This is a genomic window from Pseudonocardia phyllosphaerae (assembly GCF_046546475.1).
Classification (GTDB): Bacteria; Actinomycetota; Actinomycetes; order Mycobacteriales; family Pseudonocardiaceae; genus Pseudonocardia; species Pseudonocardia phyllosphaerae.
The window spans coordinates 1,052,128-1,074,640 of sequence record NZ_JBKGXS010000001.1; the positions used below are offsets into that span (position 1 = coordinate 1,052,128).

Below are 22,513 nucleotides of genomic sequence, written 5' to 3' on the forward strand. Positions count from 1 at the left end.
GTGCGCGAGGTCCGGTGTGACTCCGGTGTCCGCGGCGTGACATCGGGTGCCGGCCCGGTTCCGCCCCGGGCCGGTCCCTGCTACTCGCCGGTGTCGCGGGCGATCGCCGTCAGCGGGATCGGCAGCCACGCCGGACGGCTGCGGGTCTCGTAGAGCACCTGGTAGACGGCCTTGTCGAGCTCGTAGGCGCGCAGCAGCGCGGCGGCCGCACGCGGGTCGGCGCCCCCGCGCCCGGCGTAGCCGGCGCAGAACGCGTCCCGGTTCGCCGCCGCCCATGCCTGCGCGGCGCGGGCCTCCGGGGTGTCCGAACCCAGATCGCCGCCGGGCGTGTCGGAGCGGGTGAGCAGGTGGTGGAACGCGGCGTAGTCGAAGGAGAAGAGCATCCCGACGACGTCGCGGACCGTCGAGTCGGGCGCCCGCCGCTCGGCAGGCGTGGCGGCAGGCTCACCCTCGAAGTCGATCACCAGCCAGTGCCCGTCGGACCGGCGGCGCAGCGTCTGGCCGAGGTGCAGGTCCCCGTGCATGCGCTGTACGACGACGGGTGCGCCGAGCGCGGCGACCTCGTCGTAGGCGGCCCGGATCGCCGGCACGTACGGCTCGAGCACCGGGACCTGGCCTGCGACGGCGTCGAGCCGGGAGTTCCAGTACGCGGCCATCGTCACCGGGTCGGCCTCGGAGCTGCCCAGCTCGTCGCGCAGCGCGGTGTGGATCTCGGCGAGGGCCTCGCCGAGCGCGCGGGCCTCCCCGGTGAAGTCGGCGCCCTCGCGGACGGCGGCGGTGGCCCGCTCCCAGCCGTCCTCGGAGCCCGCGGCGAACTCCTGCAGCATCCCGTAGGTCGCGGGCTCGCCGTCGAGGGTGCCCTCGATCGCGCCCTGCAGCGCGGCCACCGACGTCGACCCGGCCGCGCGCAGCGCCCGGTGCAGCTCCAGGTCGGGGTTGCGGCCCGGCGACAGCCGCCGGTAGATCTTCAGGATCGAGTGCTCGCCCCAGCGGATCGAGGTGTTGGACTGCTCGGCGTCGACGACCCGGCCGGTCTCGCCCAGCGGGAGCTCCGCGCCGGGCTCGGGCACGAACGCCAGCCCCTCCACGGCGGTGCCGTCGGCGATCGCGCGCAGGATCCAGCCGGTGACGTCCGGGTCGTACAGCCCGTCGTAGAGCGTCTCGCCGCCCGAACCGTCGGAGCTGTCGGAGTCGCCGGAGCCGTCGGAGCCGTCGGAGCCGTCGGAGCCGCCGGAGCTGCCCGAGCTGCCGGAGCCGGTGTCCACGGTGCCGATCACCGGGGCGCCCTCGGGCGCGGACCGGCCGCGGGCCAGGTGGAGCTGGTAGTGGCGGGCGGGGCCGTCGTCGTCGAAGGCGACGGACAGGACGAGCACCTCGAGCCCGAGCAGGTGCGTGCCGGTGACCGGCAGCGCGATCCGCTCCTCGACCCGTACCGAGCGCAGCGGCCTGCCCTTCTCGGCGAACCAGCGACGCCCGGGGAGCCAGCTCCGGAGCAGTTCGGGAAGTGCGGTGACGTGCTCGGATGCTCCGGTCGGGCCCACGCCTCGTCCCCCTCCTGCCGGCGGCGTTCCCCCGGCCGTGTTGCTGCAGCGTTCCCGCCGCGTCACGGGATGCGCCCACCGTGACGCCGACGCGTGCCGGACCCTATCCGGAAGCGGCGATCCGGGCGGGACGACAAGGATCACGCTGGTACGCTCCGCCGCAGGTTGATCACCCGTCGGTCACGGTTGGTCACCCCCCGTGAGACCTCCCGATGTCGGTTCTCCGCCCGGCGGATGACCGCCCGGAAACCCATACTGAGAAGCCGGTCCCCGCGCCCCGGTGACGGTCCCGCACGCCCGCGTGCGCCGCCCCGTCGCCGGCCGGGAGCCGGGCCGACCATCCGACCCCACACCCTCCCGGAGGACCGGCGGCGTGACCGAGCGAGAGCCGAAGGCCGAGCAGCCGGCCGAGACGCAGACGGACGAGATCGCCGCGGCCGAGGGGGAGGAGCAGGAACAGCCTCCGCACGAGGTCAACTTCGCCGAGTACTACCACGAGGCCCGGCCCCGCACGCTGCGTCACCGCGCCCGGGTCCGCTCGACCGTCCGCCGCCGCTCGGTGTCGCAGGACGGCCCCGCCTCCGGCGAGAACCCGGTCTACGTCTCCTGGCTGCTGGCCCAGTCGATGCTCGGCCACGCCGACGAGCTGGCCCGCCAGTTCTCCGGGCAGGGCTCGATGTGGCAGAACCCGTTCGCCAACCCCGGCCCGCGCCACGCGGTGGAGACCGCCTCGGTGTGGTTCACCGCGTACCCGATCTCGCTGATCACCGAGGAGGGCACGTCGTTCCTCGGTGCGCTCGGCGACGAGGCGATGTGGGAGGCGTTCGAGGCCATCGGGATCGAGGCACTGCACACCGGCCCGGTGAAGAAGGCCGGCGGCATCAGCGGCTGGCAGCCGACCCCGAGCGTCGACGGGCACTTCGACCGGATCTCCAACGAGATCGACCCCGCGTTCGGCACCGAGGACGAGTTCCGGGCGATGTGCGCGGCCGCGACCTGGCACGGCGGCACGATCATCGACGACATCGTGCCCGGCCACACCGGCAAGGGCGCGGACTTCCGGCTCGCCGAGCTCGGCTACGGCGACTACCCCGGCATCTACCACATGGTCGAGATCGAGCCGGGCGACTGGAACCTGCTGCCCGACGTCCCGCCCGGGCACGACTCGGTCAACCTCGACCAGGCCACCGAGGAGGCGCTGGAGAAGACCGGCTACATCGTCGGCCGGCTGCAGCGGGTGATCTTCTTCCAGGAGGGTGTGAAGGAGACCAACTGGTCGGCGACCTGCGAGGTCACCGGGGTCGACGGCGTCGCCCGGCGCTGGGTCTACCTGCACTACTTCAAGGACGGCCAGCCGTCGGTGAACTGGCTGGACCCGACGTTCGCCGGGATGCGCATGGTCATCGGCGACGCCCTGCACTCGCTCGCCGACCTCGGCTCCGGCGCGCTGCGCCTGGACGCCAACGGCTTCCTCGGCGTCGAGAAGTCCACCGGCGGGATGCCCGGCTGGTCGGAGGGCCACCCGCTGTCCGAGGCCGCGAACCACCTCATCGCGAGCATGGTGCGCAAGGTCGGCGGCTTCACCTTCCAGGAGCTCAACCTCACCGTCGACGACATCCGGTCGGCGTCGGAGGCCGGCGCGGACCTGTCCTACGACTTCATCAACCGTCCCGCCTATCACCACGCGCTGGCCACGGCGGACACCGAGTTCCTGCGGCTCACGCTGCGCACCGCGCTCGACGTCGGCGTCGACCCGGCCTCGCTGGTGCACGCCCTGCAGAACCACGACGAGCTCACCTACGAGCTGGTGCACTGGACCGCCGGGCACCCCGACGAGCTGTACGCGTTCCGCGGCGAGGAGATGCGCGGCGGCGACCTCGCCGACACCATCCGCAAGGACCTCTCCGAGGCGCTGACCGGCGCCGACGCGCCGTACAACCTGGTCTTCACCACCAACGGCATCGCCTGCACCACGGCGACGGTGATCGCCGCGTCGCTGGGGATCGGCGCGCTCGACGACATCGGGCCCGACGACGTCGCCCGCATCCGCCGGGTGCACCTGCTGCTGGTCATGTTCAACGCGTTCCAGCCGGGGGTGTTCGCGCTGTCGGGCTGGGACCTGCTCGGCATGCTGACCCTGCCGCCGGACCGGGTGCCCGACCTGCTGGCCTCGGGGGACACCCGGTGGATCTCGCGGCCCGCGCACGACCTGATGGGCCACAGCCCGGACGCCGACCGGTCGTCGTCGGGGATGCCGCGCGGGCGCAGCCTCTACGGTTCGCTGCCCGAGCAGCTGACCGACGACGAGAGCTTCGTCCGGCAGATGCAGGCGATCCTCGCCGTCCGCAAGGACTGCGGGGTCGCGACGGCCGAGCAGATCGACATCCCCGACGTCTCGCACCGCGGGCTGCTGGTGATGGTGCACCGGCTGCAGGAGGCGGGCCCCGACGGCCGCTTCGTGCCGGGGAAGGTCCAGGTCACCGTGCTGAACTTCGCCGACGAGGACGTCGACGCGTTCGTCCGCTCCGAGCACCTGGACCCCGGGTCGACGGTGGTCGACCTGTTCTCCGGCGAGGAGATCGGCACCGTCGACGAGCTGAACGGGTTCCGGGTGCCGATGAGCCCGTTCCGGGCGATGGCCGTGCTGCTGGAGCCCCCGGCCGACGAGGAGTGACGCGGGTGGTCCCGGGCCCGCTCGGCCCGGGGCCACCCGTCGATCAGACCAGCGGCTTCTGCGCCGGCAGCCGCACGACGTGCGCGACGTTGTCGGTCGGGATGAGCCGCACGAAGTTGTGCTCGCCCCACCGGAACGTCTGGCCGGTCACCTCGTCGGTCACGTCGACGACGTCGTCCCAGTCCAGGCCGAGTGCCGGCATGTCCAGGGTCAGCGTGCCCTGCTGCGGGTTGTCCGGGTCCAGGGTGCACACGACGATCACCTGGTCCCCGGTCGCCGGGTCCAGCTTGGAGTAGGCGATCAGGTTGTCGTTCTCGACGGTGTGGAAGGTGATCTCGCGCAGCTGCTGCAGCGCCGGGTGCTCGCGGCGGATCTCGTTGAGCAGCGTCAGGTACGGCTCCAGCGAGCGGCCCTGGTTGAGCGCGGTCTCGAAGTCGCGCGGGCGCAGCTCGTACTTCTCGGAGTCGAGGTACTCCTCGCTGCCCGGCTTCACCGGGGTGCCCTCGTACAGCTCGAATCCGGAGTAGACGCCCCAGGTCGGCGACATCGTCGCGGCCAGCGTCGCGCGGATCGCGAACATCGCGGGGCCGCCGGTCTGCAGCGACTCGTGCAGGATGTCCGGGGTGTTGGTGAACAGGTTCGGACGGCACTCGTCGGCGTGCTCGGCGTGCATCGTCGCGAACTCGGTCAGCTCCTCCTTCTCGGTCCGCCACGTGAAGTACGTGTAGGACTGGGTGAAGCCGATCCGGGCGAGCCCGAACAGTCGTGCCGGGCGGGTGAAGGCCTCGGCCAGGAACAGCACCTCGGGGTGCTCCCGCTTGACCTCCCAGATCAGCCAGTGCCAGAAGTTCGGCGGCTTGGTGTGCGGGTTGTCGACGCGGAAGATCGTGACGCCGTGCTCGACCCAGGTCAGCACCACGCGCAGGACCTCGGCGTAGATCCCCTCGGGGTCGCGGTCGAAGTTGAGCGGGTAGATGTCCTGGTAGCGCTTCGGCGGGTTCTCGGCGTAGGCGATCGTGCCGTCGGGCCGGACGGTGAACCACTCCGGGTGCTCGGCGACCCACGGGTGGTCGGGCGCGCACTGCAGCGCCAGGTCGAGCGCGACCTCCAGGTCGAGCTCGCGGGCCTTGGTGACGAACGCGTCGAAGTCGGCGAAGTCGCCCAGCTCCGGGTCGATCGCGTCGTGCCCGCCGTCGGCGGAGCCGATCGCCCACGGCGACCCGACGTCACCCGGCTCGGCGTGCACGGAGTTGTTGCGGCCCTTGCGGTGCACCGTGCCGACCGGGTGGATCGGCGGCAGGTAGGCCACGTCGAAGCCCATCCGGGCGACGCGGTCGAGCTCCTTGGACGCCGTCGCGAACGTGCCGTGCACCGGCCGGCCGGTCTCGTCGCGGCCGCCGGTGGAGCGCGGGAAGAACTCGTACCAGGAGCCGAACAGCGCACGGGTGCGGTCGGCGTGGATCTCGCGCTCGGGGCCGTGGGTGATCAGCTCGCGCACCGGGCGCTCGGTCATGATCGTCTCGACGGCGTCGAACAGGGCCGGGGCGACCCGCGCCCGCAGCGGCAGGGCCGTGTCGCGCAGCGTGTTCGCCGCGCCCAGGAGCAGGTCGCGGCTGTCCTTCTCGGACGGACGGCGGCCGACCCGGTGCAGCAGCCGGGCGCCGGTCTCGAGGTCGTTGGCCAGCTCCTCGGCGGACTGGCCTGCCTCGATCTTCTTCTCGACGGCGTTGCGCCACGTGGTCCACGGGTCGCTCCAGGCGTCGACCCGGAAGGACCAGCGGCCCTCGGCGTCGGGCACGACCCAGGCGACGAAGCGGTCGGTGCCGGTGCCCTCGGGCTCCATCCGCACGTGGCGGGACTCGCCCTCGGAGCCGTCGGCGGGCAGATGGGTGAACACGACGTTGGCGGCGACGGCGTCGTGGCCCTCGCGCCAGACCGTGGCGCGGATCGGCACGACCTCACCGACCACCGCCTTGGCCGGATCGCCCGACTCCACGAACGGCGTCACGTCGTCGATTCCGAGCCGCCCGATCATCGGACGTCACCCCCGGCTTCCTGCTCGATCGGCTTGTGCACACCGGGACCTGTGTGGCGCGCGGGACAACCGTACCCATTCGGTCCAGTACTGCGCGCGACGGGACACGGCCGGAACACCGCTGTTCGGCATCGGTTCAGTCGCGCTTCGTGACCGGACCTCCCGTCGTGGTGACACCTGGTCGCCCGAGCGGGAACCGGGGGCGCGCGACGCTCCCGTGGCCCTGTCGGAAACGGCTAGGGTGCGCGCCGTGAGAGCCCTGCGCCGATTCACCGTCCGTGCCCAGCTGCCCGGCCCGCTGGCCCCGCTCCAGACACTGGCGACGAACCTGCGCTGGAGCTGGCACGCCCCCACCCGCGACCTGTTCGCCTCGCTGGACCCCGACGCCTGGGAGTCCTGCGGGCAGGACCCGGTGCGGCTGCTGGGGGAGATCCCGACCTCGCGGCTGGCCGAGCTCGCCGAGGACTCCGCGATCACCGACCGGGTCGCCTCCTGCGCCGCGGACCTGGACCGCTACCTGTCCGAGCCGCGCTGGTACCAGCACGACGACGAGCCCGGCCTGCCCGACGCCGTCGCCTACTTCTCCATGGAGTTCGGCGTCTCGGAGGTGCTGCCGAACTACTCCGGCGGCCTCGGCGTGCTGGCCGGTGACCACCTCAAGGCCGCGTCCGACCTCGGGGTGCCGCTGGTCGGCGTCGGGCTGCTCTACCGGTCCGGCTACTTCCGGCAGTCGCTCTCGCTCGACGGCTGGCAGCTCGAGCACTACCCGGCGCTGGATCCGCAGGGCCTGCCGCTGCAGCTGCTCACCACCGACGGGGAGCAGAACGGCACCCCGGTGCTGGTCGAGGTCGCGATGCCCGACGCGCGGGTGCTCACCGCGCGGGTCTGGCTCGCCCACGTCGGCCGGGTGCCGCTGCTGCTGCTCGACTCCGACATCGAGGAGAACGAGCCGGAGCTGCGCGGCGTCACCGACCGGCTCTACGGCGGCGACCAGGACCACCGGATCCGCCAGGAGATCCTGATCGGCATCGGCGGCGTGCGGGCGCTGCGCCGGTTCTGCGAGGTCACCGGGCACCCCGAGCCCGCGGTGTTCCACACCAACGAGGGCCACGCCGGGTTCCTCGGGCTCGAGCGGATCCGCGAGCTGTGCACCGGTTCCGGGCTGGACTTCGACGAGGCGCTGGCGGCCGTCCGCGCCGGGACGGTGTTCACCACCCACACCCCGGTCCCCGCCGGCATCGACCGCTTCGGCGTGACCCTGGTGGGCCGCTACCTCACCGGCGACCTGCTGCCCGGGCTGCCGCCGGACCGCCTCCTCGCGCTCGGCGCGGAGGAGGACCCGGAGATGTTCAACATGGCGCACATGGGTCTGCGCCTGGCCCAGCGCGCCAACGGGGTGTCCCGGCTGCACGGCCACGTCTCGCGGGAGATGTTCGGCGGGCTGTGGTCGGGGTTCGACCCCGACGAGGTGCCGATCGGCTCGGTCACCAACGGCGTGCACGGCCCCACCTGGGAGGCCACCCAGGTCACCGAGCTGCTCGGCCCGCCGGAGCACGCGCACGTCGGCGAGGTCTCGGCCCACGACCTGTGGTCGCTGCGCAACACGCTGCGTTCTCGGCTGGTCGACGAGGTCCGCCGACGGGTGCGCGCGGCGTGGCTGGAGCGCGGCGCGTCCGAGCCGGAGCTGGGCTGGACCGACCACGTCTTCGACCGCGACGTGCTCACCGTCGGCTTCGCCCGCCGCGTCCCGACCTACAAGCGGCTGACCCTGATGCTGCGCGACGCCGACCGGCTGCGCAGCCTGCTGCTCGACCCGCAGCGGCCGGTGCAGCTGATCGTGGCCGGCAAGTCCCACCCCGCCGACGACGGCGGCAAGGCGCTGATCCAGCAGATCGTCCGCTTCGCCGACGACGCCGGTGTCCGGCACCGCATCGTGTTCCTGCCCGACTACGACATGTCGATGGCCCGCTACCTCTACTGGGGCTGCGACGTCTGGCTGAACAACCCGCTGCGCCCGCTGGAGGCCTGCGGCACCTCGGGCATGAAGTCCGCGCTCAACGGCGGGCTGAACCTGTCCATCCGCGACGGCTGGTGGGACGAGCTCTACGACGGCGGCAACGGCTGGGCCATCCCCACCGCCGACGGCGTCGAGGACCCGACCCGGCGCGACGATCTCGAGGCCAACGCGCTCTACGAGCTGATCGCCACCCAGGTCGCCCCCGCGTTCTACGACCGCTACGGCGGCGTCCCGGACCGCTGGGTGGACATGGTGCGGCACACGCTGAGCACCCTGCGCCCGGAGGTGCAGGCGACCCGGATGGTGCGCGAGTACGTGCACGACTGGTACGCCCCGGCCGCCCGCGCCGCGGCCGCCGTCACGGGGGAGGACTACGCGGCGGCCCGCGACGTCGCCGCCTACCGCGCCCGGTTGGACAAGGCCTGGAACCACGTGCGGGTCACCGGAGTCGACGCGTCCGGGCTGCCGGAGACCCCGGTCGTCGGCTCCCCGATGCGGGTGCGCGCCGGGGTCGACCTGGCCGGGCTGGAGCCCGCGGACGTGACGGTCGAGGCGGTCGTCGGGCGGGTGGACGACGCCGACGAGCTCGCCGAGGCCGTCACCGTGCCGATGGAGCACACCGGCGACGACACCTGGGAGATCGAGGTGCCGCTGCCGCACGCCGGCCTGACCGGCTACACGGTGCGGGTGCTGCCGGACCACCCGCACCTGGCCTCCTCGGTCGAGCTGGGGCGGATCGTCCTGGCCGGCTGAGCGGCCCGCCGGAAGCGGTGACCCAGCAGCGGCCGCCCGGCAACGACGACGGGGCCGCGGCGTCTGCACGCCGCGGCCCCGCTCGATCAGTGGTGCTTCTCGCTCACTCCTCGCAGACCGACACGGCGCGCGCGTCGGCCGGCTTCTCGCCGTGCTGCGGGAAGTAGGCGCTCAGCGTCCGGTAGGCGAGCTTGCCGTCGCACACCCCGAGGTCCGAGGCGAAGACGACGGCCTGCTCCTGCTTGGCGTCGGCGATCGGCGCACCCGGAGCGGAGTACGACGCGACGGCCGTGCCGGAGGCGATCGGGCCGCCCCAGCTGTTCCAGGCGATGTTCTGGTAGACGCCGGTCGCCGACGCCCCGCCGAGGTCGACGTAGGTCGGCCGCGGAGCGCCGAGGCCCTGTGCGGCCGGGTTGCCGGGCGCCCCGCCCAGCACCGGCTCGGACTTCACGCCGGTCGGTGCCTGCACCGACAGCGACGCGGGCGCCGCGGCGGTGTCGGCCGCCGGAGCGGCGTTCGCCACGCCGGCGAACCCGGTCAGTGCAACACCCGCGGCGAGGCCGGCGGCCACCAGTGCGCGTCGGATCGTGTTCGTGTCCATCGAGATCGTCCCCCTGTTTTCCCGGTGTTTCCGAATTGGTGGTCCGAGGTGTCGCCACGGTTCTGCGACGTTCTCGGGCGCTGTCCGGAACGAACCCCCCGGTTCGCTGTCGTGCAGCTGCACAACGAGTATCGTCGGAATCGGGGCCCGCGAAACAGAATCGGTGATCATCCACCCGATCAGAAGGGGGTTGCTCGGCATCGGAAGGGAAACCGATGCGAGTTCCCGAATGATCTTTCACCCGGGTGGAGGTACCGGGGCCTGTCCGGGCCCCGTATCCGCTGAGGCCGACCGGGCTGTGCGGGTCGGGGTGGATGGATCGGGCTGTGCGGCAACGGGTCCGGCGGCAACGGGTCCGGCCCCGGGAACGACAGAGGGGCCGCGGCGTCGAGACGCCGCGGCCCCTCCGGCCGTGCTCCAGTTTCGTGCCGTGCTCAGTTCGGCGTAGGGCCACTCACTCGTGGCAGATCGGGACCGACGTCGCGTCCTCGGGACCCTGGCCGTACTTCGGGAAGTAGGTGTGCAGCGTGCGGTACGACGGCACGCCGTTGCAGGTGCCGAGGTCGTCGGCGTACACGACGCCCGGCTCCTCGCGGGCGCTGGAGTTCGGCTCGTGGGGCGGGACGTAGGCGGCGATCGCGCTGCCGCTCGCCACCGGGCCTCCCCACGACTGCCACAGGACGTTGTCCCAGACACCCGTCGCCGAGGCGCCGCCCAGGTCGATGTGGTTCGGCCGGGCGGTGCCCAGACCCTGGGCGTGCGGGTTGCCGGGAGAGCCGCCGAGCACCGGCTCGGCGACGTTGCCGTCCGGTGCGGCAGTGCTGTTGAGCGCCGGTGCGGCGGTGCTGTTGAGCGCCGGTGCGGCGGTGCTGTTGAGCGCTGGTGCGGCGGTGCTGTTGAGCGCTGGTGCGGCGGTGCTGTTGAGTGCCGGTGCGGCGGTGCTGTTCAGCGTCGGCGCCGCCGTGCTGTTGAGGTCGGGCGCGGCGCTCGCGACGCCGGCGAACCCGGTCAGTGCGACGCCCGCGGCGAGGCTCCCGGCGACCAGTGCGCGCCGGATCGTGTCGGTGGTACCCATCGAGATCATCCCCCCGGTGTTCTCGTGTGGTGGACCGGCTCCGGCGGCCCGAGCGGACCGCCGGAGCCGGTGTGACGTGCGGTTACTTGACGGTGACGTCCGTGGTCGCGACGTAGTCGTGCCCGTTGGGCGAGCGGGTGGTCAGCTTCAGGTGGTGCGTGCCCGGCTTCAGGCCGGAGATCGTGGCCTCCTCGTCCTCGGCGCCACCGACCGAGCCCGACCAGACCTTCTGGCCGTCGGCGGTGAGGACGCCCGGACCACCGACCTCCGGGTCCCACGGCGCCTCGCGCTTGATGTCGACGTGCACGGTGCCCGGGCCGGTCTGCTTCGCCGCGAGCGAGGAGTTGATCTCGCAGGTCAGCGATCCGAACGTGGCGCTCGTCTCGGGCCCGACCAGCACGGAGCCGTTCGGCTTCTCGGTCACGGCGTGGACCTTGATCGTGTACGGCTGGGTGCAGCGGTCGGCGTCGAACCGGCCCGCCGCCGTCGCATCGGTCTGGCCGGCGTCGATCTTGCGGCCGGTGGTGTCCCGGACGTCGTAGGCGTAGTGCAGGTTCTTGCCCCCACCGGTGTCGGCCGGGGCCTTCCACCCCGCGTCGAAGTAGGCGACGCGGGCGCCCTCACCGCCGCGGGAGTCCAGGTGCAGACCCTGCACCGGACCGGGCGGCGTCGGCTCGGACGCCGCCGGTGCCGCGTTCGCCGCACCGGCGCCGAGAACCGCCGTCAGCGACGTGGCGGCGATCAGAACGGCCGCTTTCAGCGACCGGTCGAGTGCTCCGTTCATCACGAACCCCCCAGTTCGTATGAGTCGCGGTGCCCGGTGTGGCACCGCACCCGAAGTATCGGCACGCAACGATCCCGCGTCACGGAATTGCGGCATCGCCACCCGATGGTCAGGGGGTTGCTCGGCATCGGAATGCAATTCGGGGGAATTTCCGGGCCGCGATTCACTCGGACGGCGGTGGAGTCAGCAGCCCCGCTCCCGGCGGAGCACCGCCCCGGCAGCGGGACTCGTGGCCCGGCGTCCGGCGAGTATGCGCGCCCGGTGCGGGCACCGAGAAGACCAGACGCGCGAGAAGATCGGGCGCGCGAGAAGACCGGGCGTGTGAGGGGCAGGCACGCAAGAAAGGGGGCCGCGGCGCCCGCAGGCGCCGCGACCCCCTTCCTCGTTGCAACAGATACCCCGCCGCCGGTGCCGCCCCCTCAACGGCGCCGACCGCGGGGGACCGGGTCACCGCACGGTCGCGGTGCCCCGGTCGGTGTAGGTGATCCCGTTGGGCGACTTGGTGACCAGGATCAGACCGTGCGTGCCGGGCTCGAGCCCGGTGACGTGCGCGGTCTTCGCCTTGTAGCCACCGCAGGTGCCGCTCCAGACCGGCTTGCCGTCGACGTTCAGCACGCAGTCACCGGAGACCTCGACCGGCGCGGTCTGGGCCGAGGTGATCGTGACGTCCACGGCGCCCGGGCCGGTCTGCTTCGCGGCGAGCGTCGAGTGCAGCGCGCAGGCGTCGCTGCCGGCGCTGCCGTAGCTCGCGCTCGCCGGCGGGCCGGCCGTCTCGGCGCCGTCGCGCCCGCTCACCGAGACCGCACGGACGGTGAACGTGTACGGCGCGCGGCAGTAGTCGCCGTGGAACGTGCCCGCGCGCGTGTCGTCGGTCCGGCCGGCGTCGACGCGCTTGCCGAGCGCGTCGGTCACCTCGTAGCGGTAGTAACCCTCGATCATCGGGCCCGTCGCCGGCTGCGTCCAGGACGCGTCGAACGCCGACCCCCGGGCGCCGCTGCCGGGCCCGATGGCCACCGTCAGATCCCGCACCGGCCCCGGCGCCGGCGGCCCGGGCTGCGGTGCCGCGCTCGCCGCACCGGCGGCGAGCACCGTCGCCAGCAGCGTGGTGAGGAGCAGCAGGACCACCTTCGTGGACCGGACGAGTGCTCTGGTCATGACGAACCCCCCAGTTCGTGTGCATGCATGTCACCCGGTTCATCGACCTGTGGGCACGGTGCGTGACAGGAACGGGGGAGTGCCACCCGATGAGCGGGGGTTGCCTGGTGCCGCACCGGCATTCGGGGCGGATGCCGGTACAGATGATCACTCGGACAGGGGTATCCAGGCGTACGTCCGGCGGAGAATCACCGGAAAACGGGCGGGCCCCCTCGAGATCGAGGGGGCCCGCCCGCAGGTGGTGCGTGGGGTGTCAGACCGTGGTGATCGAGTCGTCGGTGATCCCGGCGGCGCGGCGGGCCGCGAGGCGGCGGCGCTGCGGCTCGATCGTGTACTTCGGGTCCCGCGCCGAGTGCAGCCCGGCCTCGAACACCCCGAACCGGGTGAACGCCGACGCCGCGGCCAGGCACAGCCCGGACAGGATCGCGATCGGGCGCTTCCGCCCGCCCAGCAGCGTGCCGACACCACCGGCGATCGCGAGCCGCTCGGCCCACGTCACCAGCTTGCCGGACTCGCCGTGGTGCAGCGGCTCCTTGACCGTCTCGTCCATCCGCGACTCGGTCCACTTCATGAACGCGATGTCACCGATGACGCCGGCGACGGCCAGCTTGCGGGCCGGGCCGCACTCCTCGACCGGCGTCGTCACCATGGCCAGGCCGGACGCCGCGAGGCTCGCCGAGCTGACGAACACGTACGGCAGGCCCTCGCGCATCGCGTTCCAGGTCGGGACCGCGGTGTCGGACAGCAGCACACCGGTGTAGGACGCCAGCGGCGCCGCGAACACGGCCGCGCCGAGACCGGCCGGGTTCTCCGCGAGCCGCAGCAGCTTGCGCAGCGGGCCGAGCGGCAGCCGCTCGCCGAGCATCCGGTCGAAGTCCGCACCGAACGCGACGGTGAGCGCCCCGGCGTAGCCGGACAGGATCCACGAGCCGACGCTCATCGGCGAGGTGACCTTGAACGTCCGGAGCATGTTGTAGAAGCGGTCCGGGCGTCCCAGGTCCATGACCAGCGCGACGCCGCCCAGGCCGACCGCGCTCATGGCGATCACCCGGGTGTTGCGGCGCAGCTTCGGGCGCTTCGACATCTGCGCACCGGCACCGAGCAGCCCGGAGCCGCCCGCGACGCCGCCGAGGAACAGGTAGGCCGCGACCTCGTGCCCCCACGGCGGCGGCTTGACGACGCCCTTGCCGTAGTACGAGTCGTGGGCCATCGCCTCGACGTCGGGCACCATCGGCATCTCGCGGTTGCCCTCGGCGCCGCGCCGGCTCGCGTCGCCGGCCGCGGCGGCCTGGCGACGCCGCTTGCGGCGCTTCTTCGGCTGCTCCGGCGGGCGGTAGCTGTCGAACTCGTTGACGCTCATCGCCGTCCTCCCGTCAGGAACGCGAGCGCCGCGGCACCCACCATGCCGGCGCTCGCGATGAGCGCGGTCTTCCACATCTCCGGCAGGTCGGCGGTGCAGACCCGCGGGTCCGGCGGCAGGCCGTAGACCTCCGGCTCGTCGAGGAGCAGGAAGATCGAGCCGGTGCCGCCGACGCCGTCGTTGGGGTTGGCGCCGTAGAGCCGGGCCTCGGTGAGCCCCTGCGCGTGCAGCTGCTCGACGCGCTGCTGGGCGACCACCGCGAGGTCCTCGGTGTCCCCGAACTTGATCGACGTCGTCGGGCAGGTCTTGGCGCACGCCGGGGTCTCGCCGTCGATCAGCCGGTCGTAGCAGAGCGTGCACTTCTGCGCGACGCCCCGGCGCGGGACGTCGGGCTGCTCGCCCTTGCGGTCACCGGAGCCGGTCGTCGGGGCGGCGGTGCCGTCGGCGCGGCGCTCGACGACACCGAACGGGCAGCCCGCGACGCAGGTGCCGCAGCCGTTGCACACGTCGTGCTGGACGACGACCGTGCCGAACTCGGTGCGGAACAGCGCACCGGTCGGGCAGACGTCCAGGCACCCGGCGTGCGTGCAGTGCTTGCAGACGTCGGAGGACATCAGCCAGCGGAACTCCGGGGTGTCCGGCGGCGTCAGGTCCATCTGCTCCCGCGGGGGGAGCGCGGCGAGACCGAGTGCGCCGTCGAAGCCGTTGCCCGAGCCGTTGGACAGTGCGCCGTTCGAGGACCCGTTGGAGGAGGCGCCGACGCCGGCGGGCACGGCCTCCTTCTCCTTGGTGCGGATCGAGGGCAGGCCGAGGTTGACCAGGGCGCGCCCGGAGGCCCGGGCCTCCTCGATGCGGTCCTCGTCCTGCTCGATGAACGCGACGTGGCGCCAGGTGCTGGCGCCGAGCTGCTCGGTGTTGTCGTAGGACATGCCGGTGAGCTCGAGGTCACCGTCACGCGGGTTGTGGTTCCACTCCTTGCACGCGACCTCGCAGGCCTTGCAGCCGATGCAGATCGACGTGTCGGTGAAGAACCCCTTGCGCGGCTGGGGCTCGTCCCAGTGCACATCGGCGGTCGGGTCGGTGGGGCCGGCCAGTTGACCCATCAGAACTCCTGTACGGCGGTGAGCCGCCCGGCCCCCGGCTGACCGGGGGACGGGGCGGCTCCGCTTCGTGAGGTGGTGGCGGGGTGCGTCATCGGGCGGTGTGCGGGGCTTCGGTCTCGTCGGTGTGCGGAGGGTTCGGGTAGATGCCCTCCTCCGACGGGTCGGAGATCCGCTCGTTGTCGGTCTCCGGCGTCGTCCCCGCACGGTCGCGGTAGGCCTGGACCAGTTCGGTGACGGCGTGGCCACGCGGGCGCCGCCCGGCCACCAGGTCACACGACCCGACCTTCGACCCCTGGATCTGGGTGTTCGGGTCGAGCGCGATGCCGATCAGGTCGTTCGCCGCGTCACCGGTGACGACGGCGTCCGTGCCGACGCCCCAGTGGTAGGGCAGCCCCACCTGGTGCACCCACTTGCCGTTGATCAGCAGCGGGTTCATCCGCTCGGTGACCAGCACCCGGGCCTCGATGGCCGCACGCGGCGACACGATCGTCGCCCAGCCACCGTTCTCCAGCCCGCGTTCCGCGGCGAGCTCCGGGGAGATCTCGCAGAACATCTCGGGCTGCAGCTCGGCCAGGAACGGCGACCACCGGCTCATCCCGCCCGCCGTGTGGTGCTCGGTGAGCCGGTACGTGGTGAACACGTACGGGTACACACCGGCACCGGCCATCCCGGCATCGGGCGCCATGAGGTTGTCCTCACGGGCGAACAGCATCCGCGCGGGCGCGTGCTGCTGCGGGTAGAGCGTGTTGGTGACCGGCGACTCCTGCGGCTCGTAGTGCGCCGGGAGCGGACCGTCGACCAGTCCCCGCGGCGCGAAGAGCCAGGCCTTCCCGTCCGCCTGCATGATGAACGGGTCGTCGCCTGCGAGCGCGTCCGGACCGCCGATCGACGGGTCCGGGCGGGCGTGGGGCGCCCGGTCGACCGGGAAGTCCGGCACGTCCGGACCTGCCCAGCGGCCTGCCGCCTCGTCCCACCACATGTAGCGCTTGCGCTCGCTCCACGGCTTGCCGTCCGGGTCCGCGGAGGCCCGGTTGTAGAGCATCCGCCGGTCCGCAGGCCACACCCAGCCCCACTCGGACTGGGTGAGCCCGTGCCCGCCGTGCGGGACGCGCCGCGCCGCCTGGTTCTTCCCCTCGCCGTAGACGCCGGTGTAGATCCAGCAGCCGGCCGAGGTCGAACCGTCGTTCTTGATCTCGGTCAGCGCCGGGAGCGGCTCGCCCTTCTTCTCCCCGGTGAGGTAGTGGCCGTTGATCTCGGCCAGCACCGCCTCGGGCTCGGGCAGGCCGTGCTCGTCGAGCGGATAGTCCCAGGTCATGTCCAGCAGCGGGCGATCCCGCTCCAGATCCGACCCGGCCATCCGCTCCCGGATCCGACGGCCCAGCTCCCAGAAGAAGTCCAGCTCGCTCTGCGCCTCGCCCGGCGGGGCGACGGCCTGGTGCCGCCACTGGACCATCCGCTGGGTCTGGGTGAAGGTGCCTGCCTTCTCGACGTGCGTCGCGGCGGGCATGAAGAAGACCTCGGTACCGATGTCCTCGGTCTTCAGCTCGCCGGAGGCGATCTCCGGGCCGTCCTTCCACCAGGTGGCGGACTCGATCATGTTGAAGTCGCGCACGACCAGCCACTTGAGCTTGGACATGCCCATGCGCTGCTGGTGCGAGTTCGGCGAACCGACCGCCGGGTTCTGCCCCAGGACGAAGTACCCGTCGACGTTGCCGGCGAGCATCTCCACCACGGTCTGGTAGGTCCCGTGCGGACCGGTCAGCCGGGGCAGGTAGTCGTAGGCCCAGTTGTTGTCCTCGCGCGCCGCGTCACCGAACCAGGCCTTCATCAGGCTGATCATGTAGGCGTCGGCGTTGGCCCAGTAGCCCTTCTGCTGCTTCGAGCCGACGGACTCGATGTACTCCTCCCAGGTGTCGTGCCGGCCGGCGTGCGGCATCGGCAGGTAGCCCGGGAGCAGGTTGAACAGCGTCGGGATGTCGGTCGAGCCCTGGATGGACGCGTGCCCGCGCAGCGCCATGATGCCGCTGCCGGGCCGGCCGACGTTGCCCAGGAGCAGCTGCAGGATGGCCGCACTGCGGATGAACTGCGCACCGAGGGTGTGCTGGGTCCAGCCCGTCGCGTAGCCGAAGCAGGTGGTCCGCTCCCGGCCCGAGTTGGCCGTGATCGACTTCGCCAGGTACTCGAACTGCTCCGCGTCCAGGCCGCACAGGTCCTGCACCATCTCCGGGGTGTACCGGGCGTAGTGCTTCTTCAGGATCTGGAAGACCGAGCGCGGGTGCTGCAGCGTCTCGTCCCGGTTCACCTCGGCGTGGTCCAGCGGCGGGCCGCCGGCGCCGTGCTCGTCCCCGGCCGCGTGACCGAGCGAGTTGGCGTTCTTCTCGTTGCCGTTCGGCGAGACGTTGTGCTCGTCGTAGGACCAGGTGCTCGGGTCGTAGCTACCGGTCTCCGGGTCGAAGCCCGAGAACAGGCCACCGAGGTCCTCGGTGTCGCGGAACTCGGAGTTCACCAGGGTCGCGGCGTTGGTGTAGGAGACGACGTACTCGTGGAAGTACAGGTCGTTCTGCAGCACGTAGTTGATCAGTGCACCGAGCAGCACGACGTCCGAGCCGGCGCGGATCGGCAGGTGCCGGTTCGCGACCGCGGAGGTACGCGTGAAGCGCGGGTCGACGTGGATGATGCGGGCGCCGCGGGCCTTGGCCTCGGACACCCACTGGAACCCCACCGGGTGGGCCTCCGCCATGTTGCCGCCCATGAGGACGATGCAGTCGGCGTTGGCCATGTCCTGCAGGGACTGGGTCGCTCCACCGCGACCGAACGAGGCTCCCAGACTGGGAACCGTGGCGGAGTGTCAAATACGGGCCTGGTTCTCGATCTGGATGGCGCCCGCGGCGGTGAAGAGCTTCTTGATCAGATAGTTCTCTTCGTTGTCCAGCGTGGCGCCGCCCAGCGAGGCGATGCCCATCGTGCGGCGGAGCAGACGACCCTCGTCGTCGGTCTCCTGCCAGTGGTTCTCCCGCGCCTCGATGAAGCGGTCCGCGAGCATGTCGAGCGCGGTGTCGAGCTCGAGCGGCTCCCAGTCCTTCGCGTACGGGGCCCGGTAGAGGATCTTGGTCTGGCGCAGCGGGTTGTTCACCAGCTGCTCGCTCGACGAGCCCTTGGGGCACAGGCGGCCCCGCGAGATCGGCGAGTCCGGGTCGCCCTCGATCTGGGTGACCTTCTCGTCCTTGACGTACACACGCTGGCCGCAGCCGACGGCACAGAAGGGGCAGACGCTCTGCACGACCCGGTCGGCCGTCGCGTTGCGGGATTCCATCCGCCGCGTCTTCCCGGACTGCACCGCAGGACCGCGGCCGAAGATGTCCCCGCTGGCGAGCTGCCGGAGAACCGGCCACCCGAGGAAGCTCGACCTGGTCATGCCTCCACGGTAGACCTGCGACAACGCATGTGCGGGCCGGGCCGTACCACGAGTGATCGGTTTTCTCGATCAGAATGCGTGGTTCGTCCGATTCCGTCCCGGTGTCGACAGGTTCCGTGAATCGAAGCGTCGATGACGGGGCCGGAGTGAAGTGTGTCACCCACCTGTCGAGCCGGGAATTCGCACACGCGGACCGGTCGTCCGGATGAAAGCCGAATCAGCGGCTCCGCAGCAGTCGGACCGAGCGGGGCGGCAGGACCACGGTGGCACCGGCCTCCAGCGGGGCCGGGTCCACGGGCTCACCGTCCTCGGCGGCGGAGTCGAGCACCGGCTCGAACCCGTGGTCCCCGGGCAGCACGCAGTCCACCGGCTCGTCGCCGGAGTGCAGCAGGAGCAGCCAGTAGTCGGCCAGCAGGACGACCAGGGTGCGCCGCCCGCCGTCGTGCCAGTCGCCGTCGTTCATCGGGCGGCCGGACGGGTCCCACCAGAGGACCTCGCCGTCGACGTAGAACTGGTCCCGGTGCAGCACCGGGGACTCCCGGCGCAGCGCGGTGACCTTCGCGGTGAACGCCTCCATCGCCGCGGTCTCGTCGGTGGCGGTCCAGTCCACCCAGGAGGTGCCGTCGTCGCGGCAGTAGGCGTTGTTGTTGCCGCCCTGGGTGCGCCAGCGCTCGTCGCCGCCGGTGATCATCGGCGTGCCGATCGACAGCAGCAGGGTCGCCATCATGGCCCGGGCGGTGGCCCGGCGGGCGGCGCGGATGCCGGCGTCGGCGGTCTCGCCCTCGGCGCCGTGGTTCTGCGAGCGGTTGTCGTCGGTGCCGTCGCGGTTCTGCTCGCCGTTGCCCTCGTTGTGCTTGTGCTCGTAGGACACCAGGTCGCGCAGGGTGAAGCCGTCGTGCGCGGTCACGAAGTTCACCGACGCCCACGGCCTGCGCCCGGACGCGGCGTAGATGTCGGAGCTGCCGGTCAGCCGTGACGCCAGCTCGCCCACCCCGCCGTGCCCGCGCCAGAAGTCGCGCACGGCGTCGCGGTAGCGGCCGTTCCACTCCGACCAGGCCACGCCGAAGCCGCCCACCCGGTAACCCTCGCCGGTCGCGTCCCACGGCTCGGCGATCAGCTTGCACGCCGACAGCGTCGGGTCCTGGGCGATCGCGGTGAGCATCGCCGACTCGGCCGAGAACGGCCCGGAGTGCGGTCGGCCGAGCACCGAGGCGAGGTCGATGCGGAAGCCGTCGACGCCGTAGGTGCGCACCCAGTGCCGCAGCGAGTCGCAGATCAGCCGGATCACCGTGGGGGAGCCGGCGTCGAGGGTGTTGCCGGTGCCGGTGATGTCCGCGTCGTGCCCGGAGCCGCCGAGCGAGTAGTACGCCGGGGCGTCCAGCCCGCGGTAGGACAGCGTCGTCCCGCCGACGCCGCCCTCGCAGGTGTGGTTCGGGACGACGTCGAGGATCACCTCGATCCCGGCCGCGTGCAGGGTGTCGACCAGGTAGCGGAACTCGGCGGCCTCGTTGCCGGGCACGGCCGCGTAGCCGGGGTGCGGGGCGAGGAAGGCCAGCGTCGCGTAGCCCCAGTAGTTCGACGCGCCGCGCTCCAGCAGCGGCGGCTCGGCGGCGCTCGCCTGCACCGGGAGCAGCTCGACCGCGGTGATCCCGGTCCGCTGCAGGTGCGCGATGACGGCCGGATGGGCCAGCCCGAGGTAGGTCCCGCGGTGGGCCTCGGGGACCTCCGGGTGGTTGCGGGTCCAGCCCTTGACGTGGATCTCGGAGATCACGGTGTCCGACCAGGGCACGTCCGGGCGGGGCGGGCGGGCGCGCTCGCCGTTGCCGGTGACCACCGACAGCGGCACGCTGCCGAGCGAGTCCACGGTGCTCGGCGTGCCCGACATCGGGTCGCCGTACCAGCCGCGGGCGGCGACGACGTCGGTCACCACGCCCTCGACCTGCCGCGCGTAGGGGTCGACGAGGATCTTGTGCGGGTTGGCGCGCAGCCCCTGGAACGGCCGGTACGGGCCGTGCACCCGGAAGCCGTAGCGCTGGCCCGCCCGCACCCCGGGGATGTGGCCGTGCCACACGCCGAAGGTGTGCTCGGTCAGCTCGACGCGGCGCTCGGTGAGCTCGCGGTCGCTCGTCCCGGAGCTGCTCTCCGGGCCGTCGACCAGGCACACCTCCACCGCCTCGGCACTGGTGGAGGCGACCGCGAAGCGGGTTCCGTGATCGTCGGGGTGGGCACCGAGCGGGAAGACAGGCACGGTCGGCAGGATAGGCACCGTGACTTCTCCGGCAACGAGCCTCGCCCCGGACTCCGACGACCTGGTGATCGGAATGCAGGCCGCGACCGTCCGGCGCGGCGCCACCACGCTGCTCGACGCCGTCGACTGGCGGGTCGAGCTCGACGAGCGCTGGGTGGTGCTCGGCCCCAACGGCGCCGGCAAGACCACCCTGCTGCGCCTCGCCGCCGCCGAGCTGCACCCCACCTCGGGTGCGGTGTACGTGCTCGGCGAGCGGATGGGGCGGGTGAACGTGTTCGAGCTCCGCCCGCGGATCGGGCTGACCTCGGCCAACCTCGGCGTCCGGATCCCCGGCGACGAGATCGTCTCCGACGTCGTCGTCTCCGCCGGGTACGCCGTGCTCGGCCGCTGGCGCGAGGACTACGAGGCCCAGGACACCGAGCGGGCGCGGCAGCTGCTCACCCAGCTGGGCATGGGGTCGCTCGCCGACCGCGCCTACGGGACGCTGTCGGAGGGGGAGCGGAAGCGGACACTGATCGCCCGCGCGCTGATGACCGACCCGGAGCTGCTGCTGCTCGACGAGCCGGCCGCCGGACTGGACCTGGGCGGGCGCGAGGACCTGGTCGCGCGGCTGTCGGACCTGGCGCAGGACCCGGACGCGCCCGCATCGGTGCTGGTCACCCACCACGTGGAGGAGATCCCGCCCGGCTACACGCACGGCCTGCTGCTGCGCGAGGGGAAGGTCGTCGCGGCCGGGCTGCTCGACGACGTCATGACCGCCGACGCGCTCTCGGAGACCTTCGGGCTGCCGCTGGCCGTCGACCGCCGCGCCGACGGACGGTTCGCCGCCTACCGGCGGTGAGGCGGGAGGCAGCGTCGATCACAGGGCCGCCCCGGGTGCGGGCCGTTAGGGTCCGGCCCGTGACCGAATTCGTGAGCCTGTCCGTGGACGACGGCGTCGGGACGATCCGGATCGACCGCCCGCCGATGAACGCGCTGAACCGCCAGATCCAGCGGGAGCTGCTGGAGATCTCGGCGGAGGCGACGGCCCGCGCCGACGTGCGCGCCGTCGTCGTGTACGGCGGGGAGAAGACCTTCGCCGCCGGGGCCGACGTCAAGGAGATGGCGTCGATGTCCTACTCCGACATGGCGCCGCAGGCCCGGGAACTGTCCGCCGGGCTCGGCGCGATCTCCACCATCCCCAAGCCGACCGTCGCGGCGGTGACCGGCTACGCCCTCGGCGGCGGCCTCGAGGTCGTGCTCGGTGCCGACCGGCGGATCGCCGGGGACAACGCCAAGCTCGGCTTCCCGGAGATCCTGCTCGGGATCTTCCCGGGCGGCGGCGGGACCCAGCGCGCCGCCCGGCTGATCGGCGCGCCGCGTACCAAGGACCTGATCTACACCGGCCGGATGGTGAAGGCCGAGGAGGCCCTGGAGATCGGGCTGGTGGACGAGATCGTCCCGGCTGACGACGTGTACACCCGCGCCGTCGAGTGGGCGTCGCAGTTCAAGGACGGCCCCGCGCTGGCCTACGCCGCGGCCAAGAAGGCGATCGACAACGGCCTGGAGACCGACCTGCGCACCGGCCTGGACATCGAGTCCGAGCTGTTCGCCGGAGTCTTCGCCTCCGAGGACGCGAAGGCAGGCACCGCCTCGTTCGTCGAGCACGGGCCGGGGAAGGCCACCTTCACCGGTCGCTGAGCCCGCCGCTCGCCGCCCCGGGTCCGTACGGGCCCGGGCGGGGAGCCGGTGTCCTCGGTGGAACCGTCGGCG

Annotated in this window: 14 protein-coding genes; 4 read left to right on the top strand and 10 right to left on the bottom strand. The window is 72.3% G+C overall.

The genetic code is table 11. From position 1 onward, the window contains the following. Positions 1-80 precede the first annotated feature (80 nt). On the bottom strand, positions 81-1,541 hold the full coding sequence (locus ACLE50_RS04960; RefSeq protein WP_410942137.1) for a maltokinase N-terminal cap-like domain-containing protein: 1,461 nt from the start codon (positions 1,539-1,541) through the stop codon (positions 81-83). Between the two features lie 373 nt (positions 1,542-1,914). On the opposite strand from ACLE50_RS04960, the gene treS reads away from it, so the two are divergent. Next, entirely contained in the window at positions 1,915-4,215 is a 2,301-nt protein-coding gene (treS, locus tag ACLE50_RS04965; RefSeq protein WP_410942138.1) for a maltose alpha-D-glucosyltransferase, read from the top strand. 43 nt (positions 4,216-4,258) lie between these two features. On the opposite strand, the gene ACLE50_RS04970 is transcribed toward treS, so the two are convergent. After that, positions 4,259-6,250: an alpha-1,4-glucan--maltose-1-phosphate maltosyltransferase gene (locus ACLE50_RS04970; RefSeq protein WP_410942139.1), complete on the bottom strand. Its 1,992-nt coding sequence runs from the start codon at positions 6,248-6,250 to the stop codon at positions 4,259-4,261. Between the two features lie 250 nt (positions 6,251-6,500). Between ACLE50_RS04970 and glgP the strand changes: the two genes are divergently transcribed. Beyond that, entirely contained in the window at positions 6,501-9,020 is a 2,520-nt protein-coding gene (glgP, locus tag ACLE50_RS04975) for an alpha-glucan family phosphorylase (protein ID WP_410942140.1), read from the top strand. Between the two features lie 103 nt (positions 9,021-9,123). Here the strand turns inward: glgP and ACLE50_RS04980 are convergent, their stop codons facing one another. The 8 genes from ACLE50_RS04980 to glgX form a co-directional block, all read right to left on the bottom strand. Beyond that, entirely contained in the window at positions 9,124-9,621 is a 498-nt protein-coding gene (locus tag ACLE50_RS04980; RefSeq protein ID WP_410942141.1) for a hypothetical protein, read from the bottom strand. A gap of 454 nt (positions 9,622-10,075) precedes the next feature. Beyond that, positions 10,076-10,696, bottom strand: coding sequence for a RodZ family helix-turn-helix domain-containing protein (locus tag ACLE50_RS04985; RefSeq protein WP_410942142.1), 621 nt, complete (start codon positions 10,694-10,696; stop codon positions 10,076-10,078). Between the two features lie 82 nt (positions 10,697-10,778). Beyond that, complete coding sequence (locus ACLE50_RS04990) at positions 10,779-11,480, bottom strand: hypothetical protein (RefSeq protein WP_410942143.1); 702 nt, start codon at positions 11,478-11,480, stop codon at positions 10,779-10,781. Between the two features lie 447 nt (positions 11,481-11,927). Next, positions 11,928-12,635: a hypothetical protein gene (locus ACLE50_RS04995; protein WP_410942144.1), complete on the bottom strand. Its 708-nt coding sequence runs from the start codon at positions 12,633-12,635 to the stop codon at positions 11,928-11,930. Positions 12,636-12,888: 253 nt separating this feature from the next. Then, positions 12,889-13,995 carry an NrfD/PsrC family molybdoenzyme membrane anchor subunit gene (nrfD, locus tag ACLE50_RS05000; RefSeq protein ID WP_410942145.1) on the bottom strand — a complete coding sequence of 369 codons (1,107 nt, stop codon included), beginning with the start codon at positions 13,993-13,995 and terminating at the stop codon, positions 12,889-12,891. Next, complete coding sequence (locus tag ACLE50_RS05005) at positions 13,992-15,098, bottom strand: 4Fe-4S dicluster domain-containing protein (RefSeq protein WP_410942146.1); 1,107 nt, start codon at positions 15,096-15,098, stop codon at positions 13,992-13,994. The genes nrfD and ACLE50_RS05005 overlap by 4 nt, the downstream gene beginning before the upstream one ends. An 88-nt stretch (positions 15,099-15,186) precedes the next feature. After that, on the bottom strand, positions 15,187-18,513 hold the full coding sequence (gene fdh, locus ACLE50_RS05010) for a formate dehydrogenase (RefSeq protein ID WP_410942147.1): 3,327 nt from the start codon (positions 18,511-18,513) through the stop codon (positions 15,187-15,189). Between the two features lie 217 nt (positions 18,514-18,730). After that, positions 18,731-20,761 carry a glycogen debranching protein GlgX gene (glgX, locus tag ACLE50_RS05015; protein WP_410942148.1) on the bottom strand — a complete coding sequence of 677 codons (2,031 nt, stop codon included), beginning with the start codon at positions 20,759-20,761 and terminating at the stop codon, positions 18,731-18,733. 73 nt (positions 20,762-20,834) lie between these two features. Between glgX and ACLE50_RS05020 the strand changes: the two genes are divergently transcribed. Together ACLE50_RS05020 and ACLE50_RS05025 are read left to right on the top strand one after the other, a co-directional pair. After that, the gene (locus tag ACLE50_RS05020; RefSeq protein WP_410942276.1) at positions 20,835-21,602 is read left to right on the top strand and encodes an ABC transporter ATP-binding protein; all 768 of its coding nucleotides are present in this window, start codon (positions 20,835-20,837) and stop codon (positions 21,600-21,602) included. Positions 21,603-21,661: 59 nt separating this feature from the next. Continuing rightward, entirely contained in the window at positions 21,662-22,441 is a 780-nt protein-coding gene (locus tag ACLE50_RS05025; protein ID WP_410942149.1) for an enoyl-CoA hydratase/isomerase family protein, read from the top strand. Positions 22,442-22,513: the final 72 nt, after the last annotated feature.

Excerpts from the sequence above, each read along its gene's own strand:
- ACLE50_RS04980 (WP_410942141.1), bottom strand. The coding sequence starts at position 9,621 with ATGGACACGAACACGATCCGACGCGCACTGGTGGCCGCCGGCCTCGCC.
- ACLE50_RS04970 (WP_410942139.1), bottom strand. The coding sequence starts at position 6,250 with ATGATCGGGCGGCTCGGAATCGACGACGTGACGCCGTTCGTGGAGTCG.
- ACLE50_RS05020 (WP_410942276.1), top strand. The coding sequence starts at position 20,835 with ATGCAGGCCGCGACCGTCCGGCGCGGCGCCACCACGCTGCTCGACGCC.
- nrfD (WP_410942145.1), bottom strand. The coding sequence starts at position 13,995 with ATGAGCGTCAACGAGTTCGACAGCTACCGCCCGCCGGAGCAGCCGAAG.
- ACLE50_RS04990 (WP_410942143.1), bottom strand. The coding sequence starts at position 11,480 with ATGAACGGAGCACTCGACCGGTCGCTGAAAGCGGCCGTTCTGATCGCC.
- ACLE50_RS04985 (WP_410942142.1), bottom strand. The coding sequence starts at position 10,696 with ATGGGTACCACCGACACGATCCGGCGCGCACTGGTCGCCGGGAGCCTC.
- ACLE50_RS04995 (WP_410942144.1), bottom strand. The coding sequence starts at position 12,635 with ATGACCAGAGCACTCGTCCGGTCCACGAAGGTGGTCCTGCTGCTCCTC.
- ACLE50_RS05005 (WP_410942146.1), bottom strand. The coding sequence starts at position 15,098 with ATGGGTCAACTGGCCGGCCCCACCGACCCGACCGCCGATGTGCACTGG.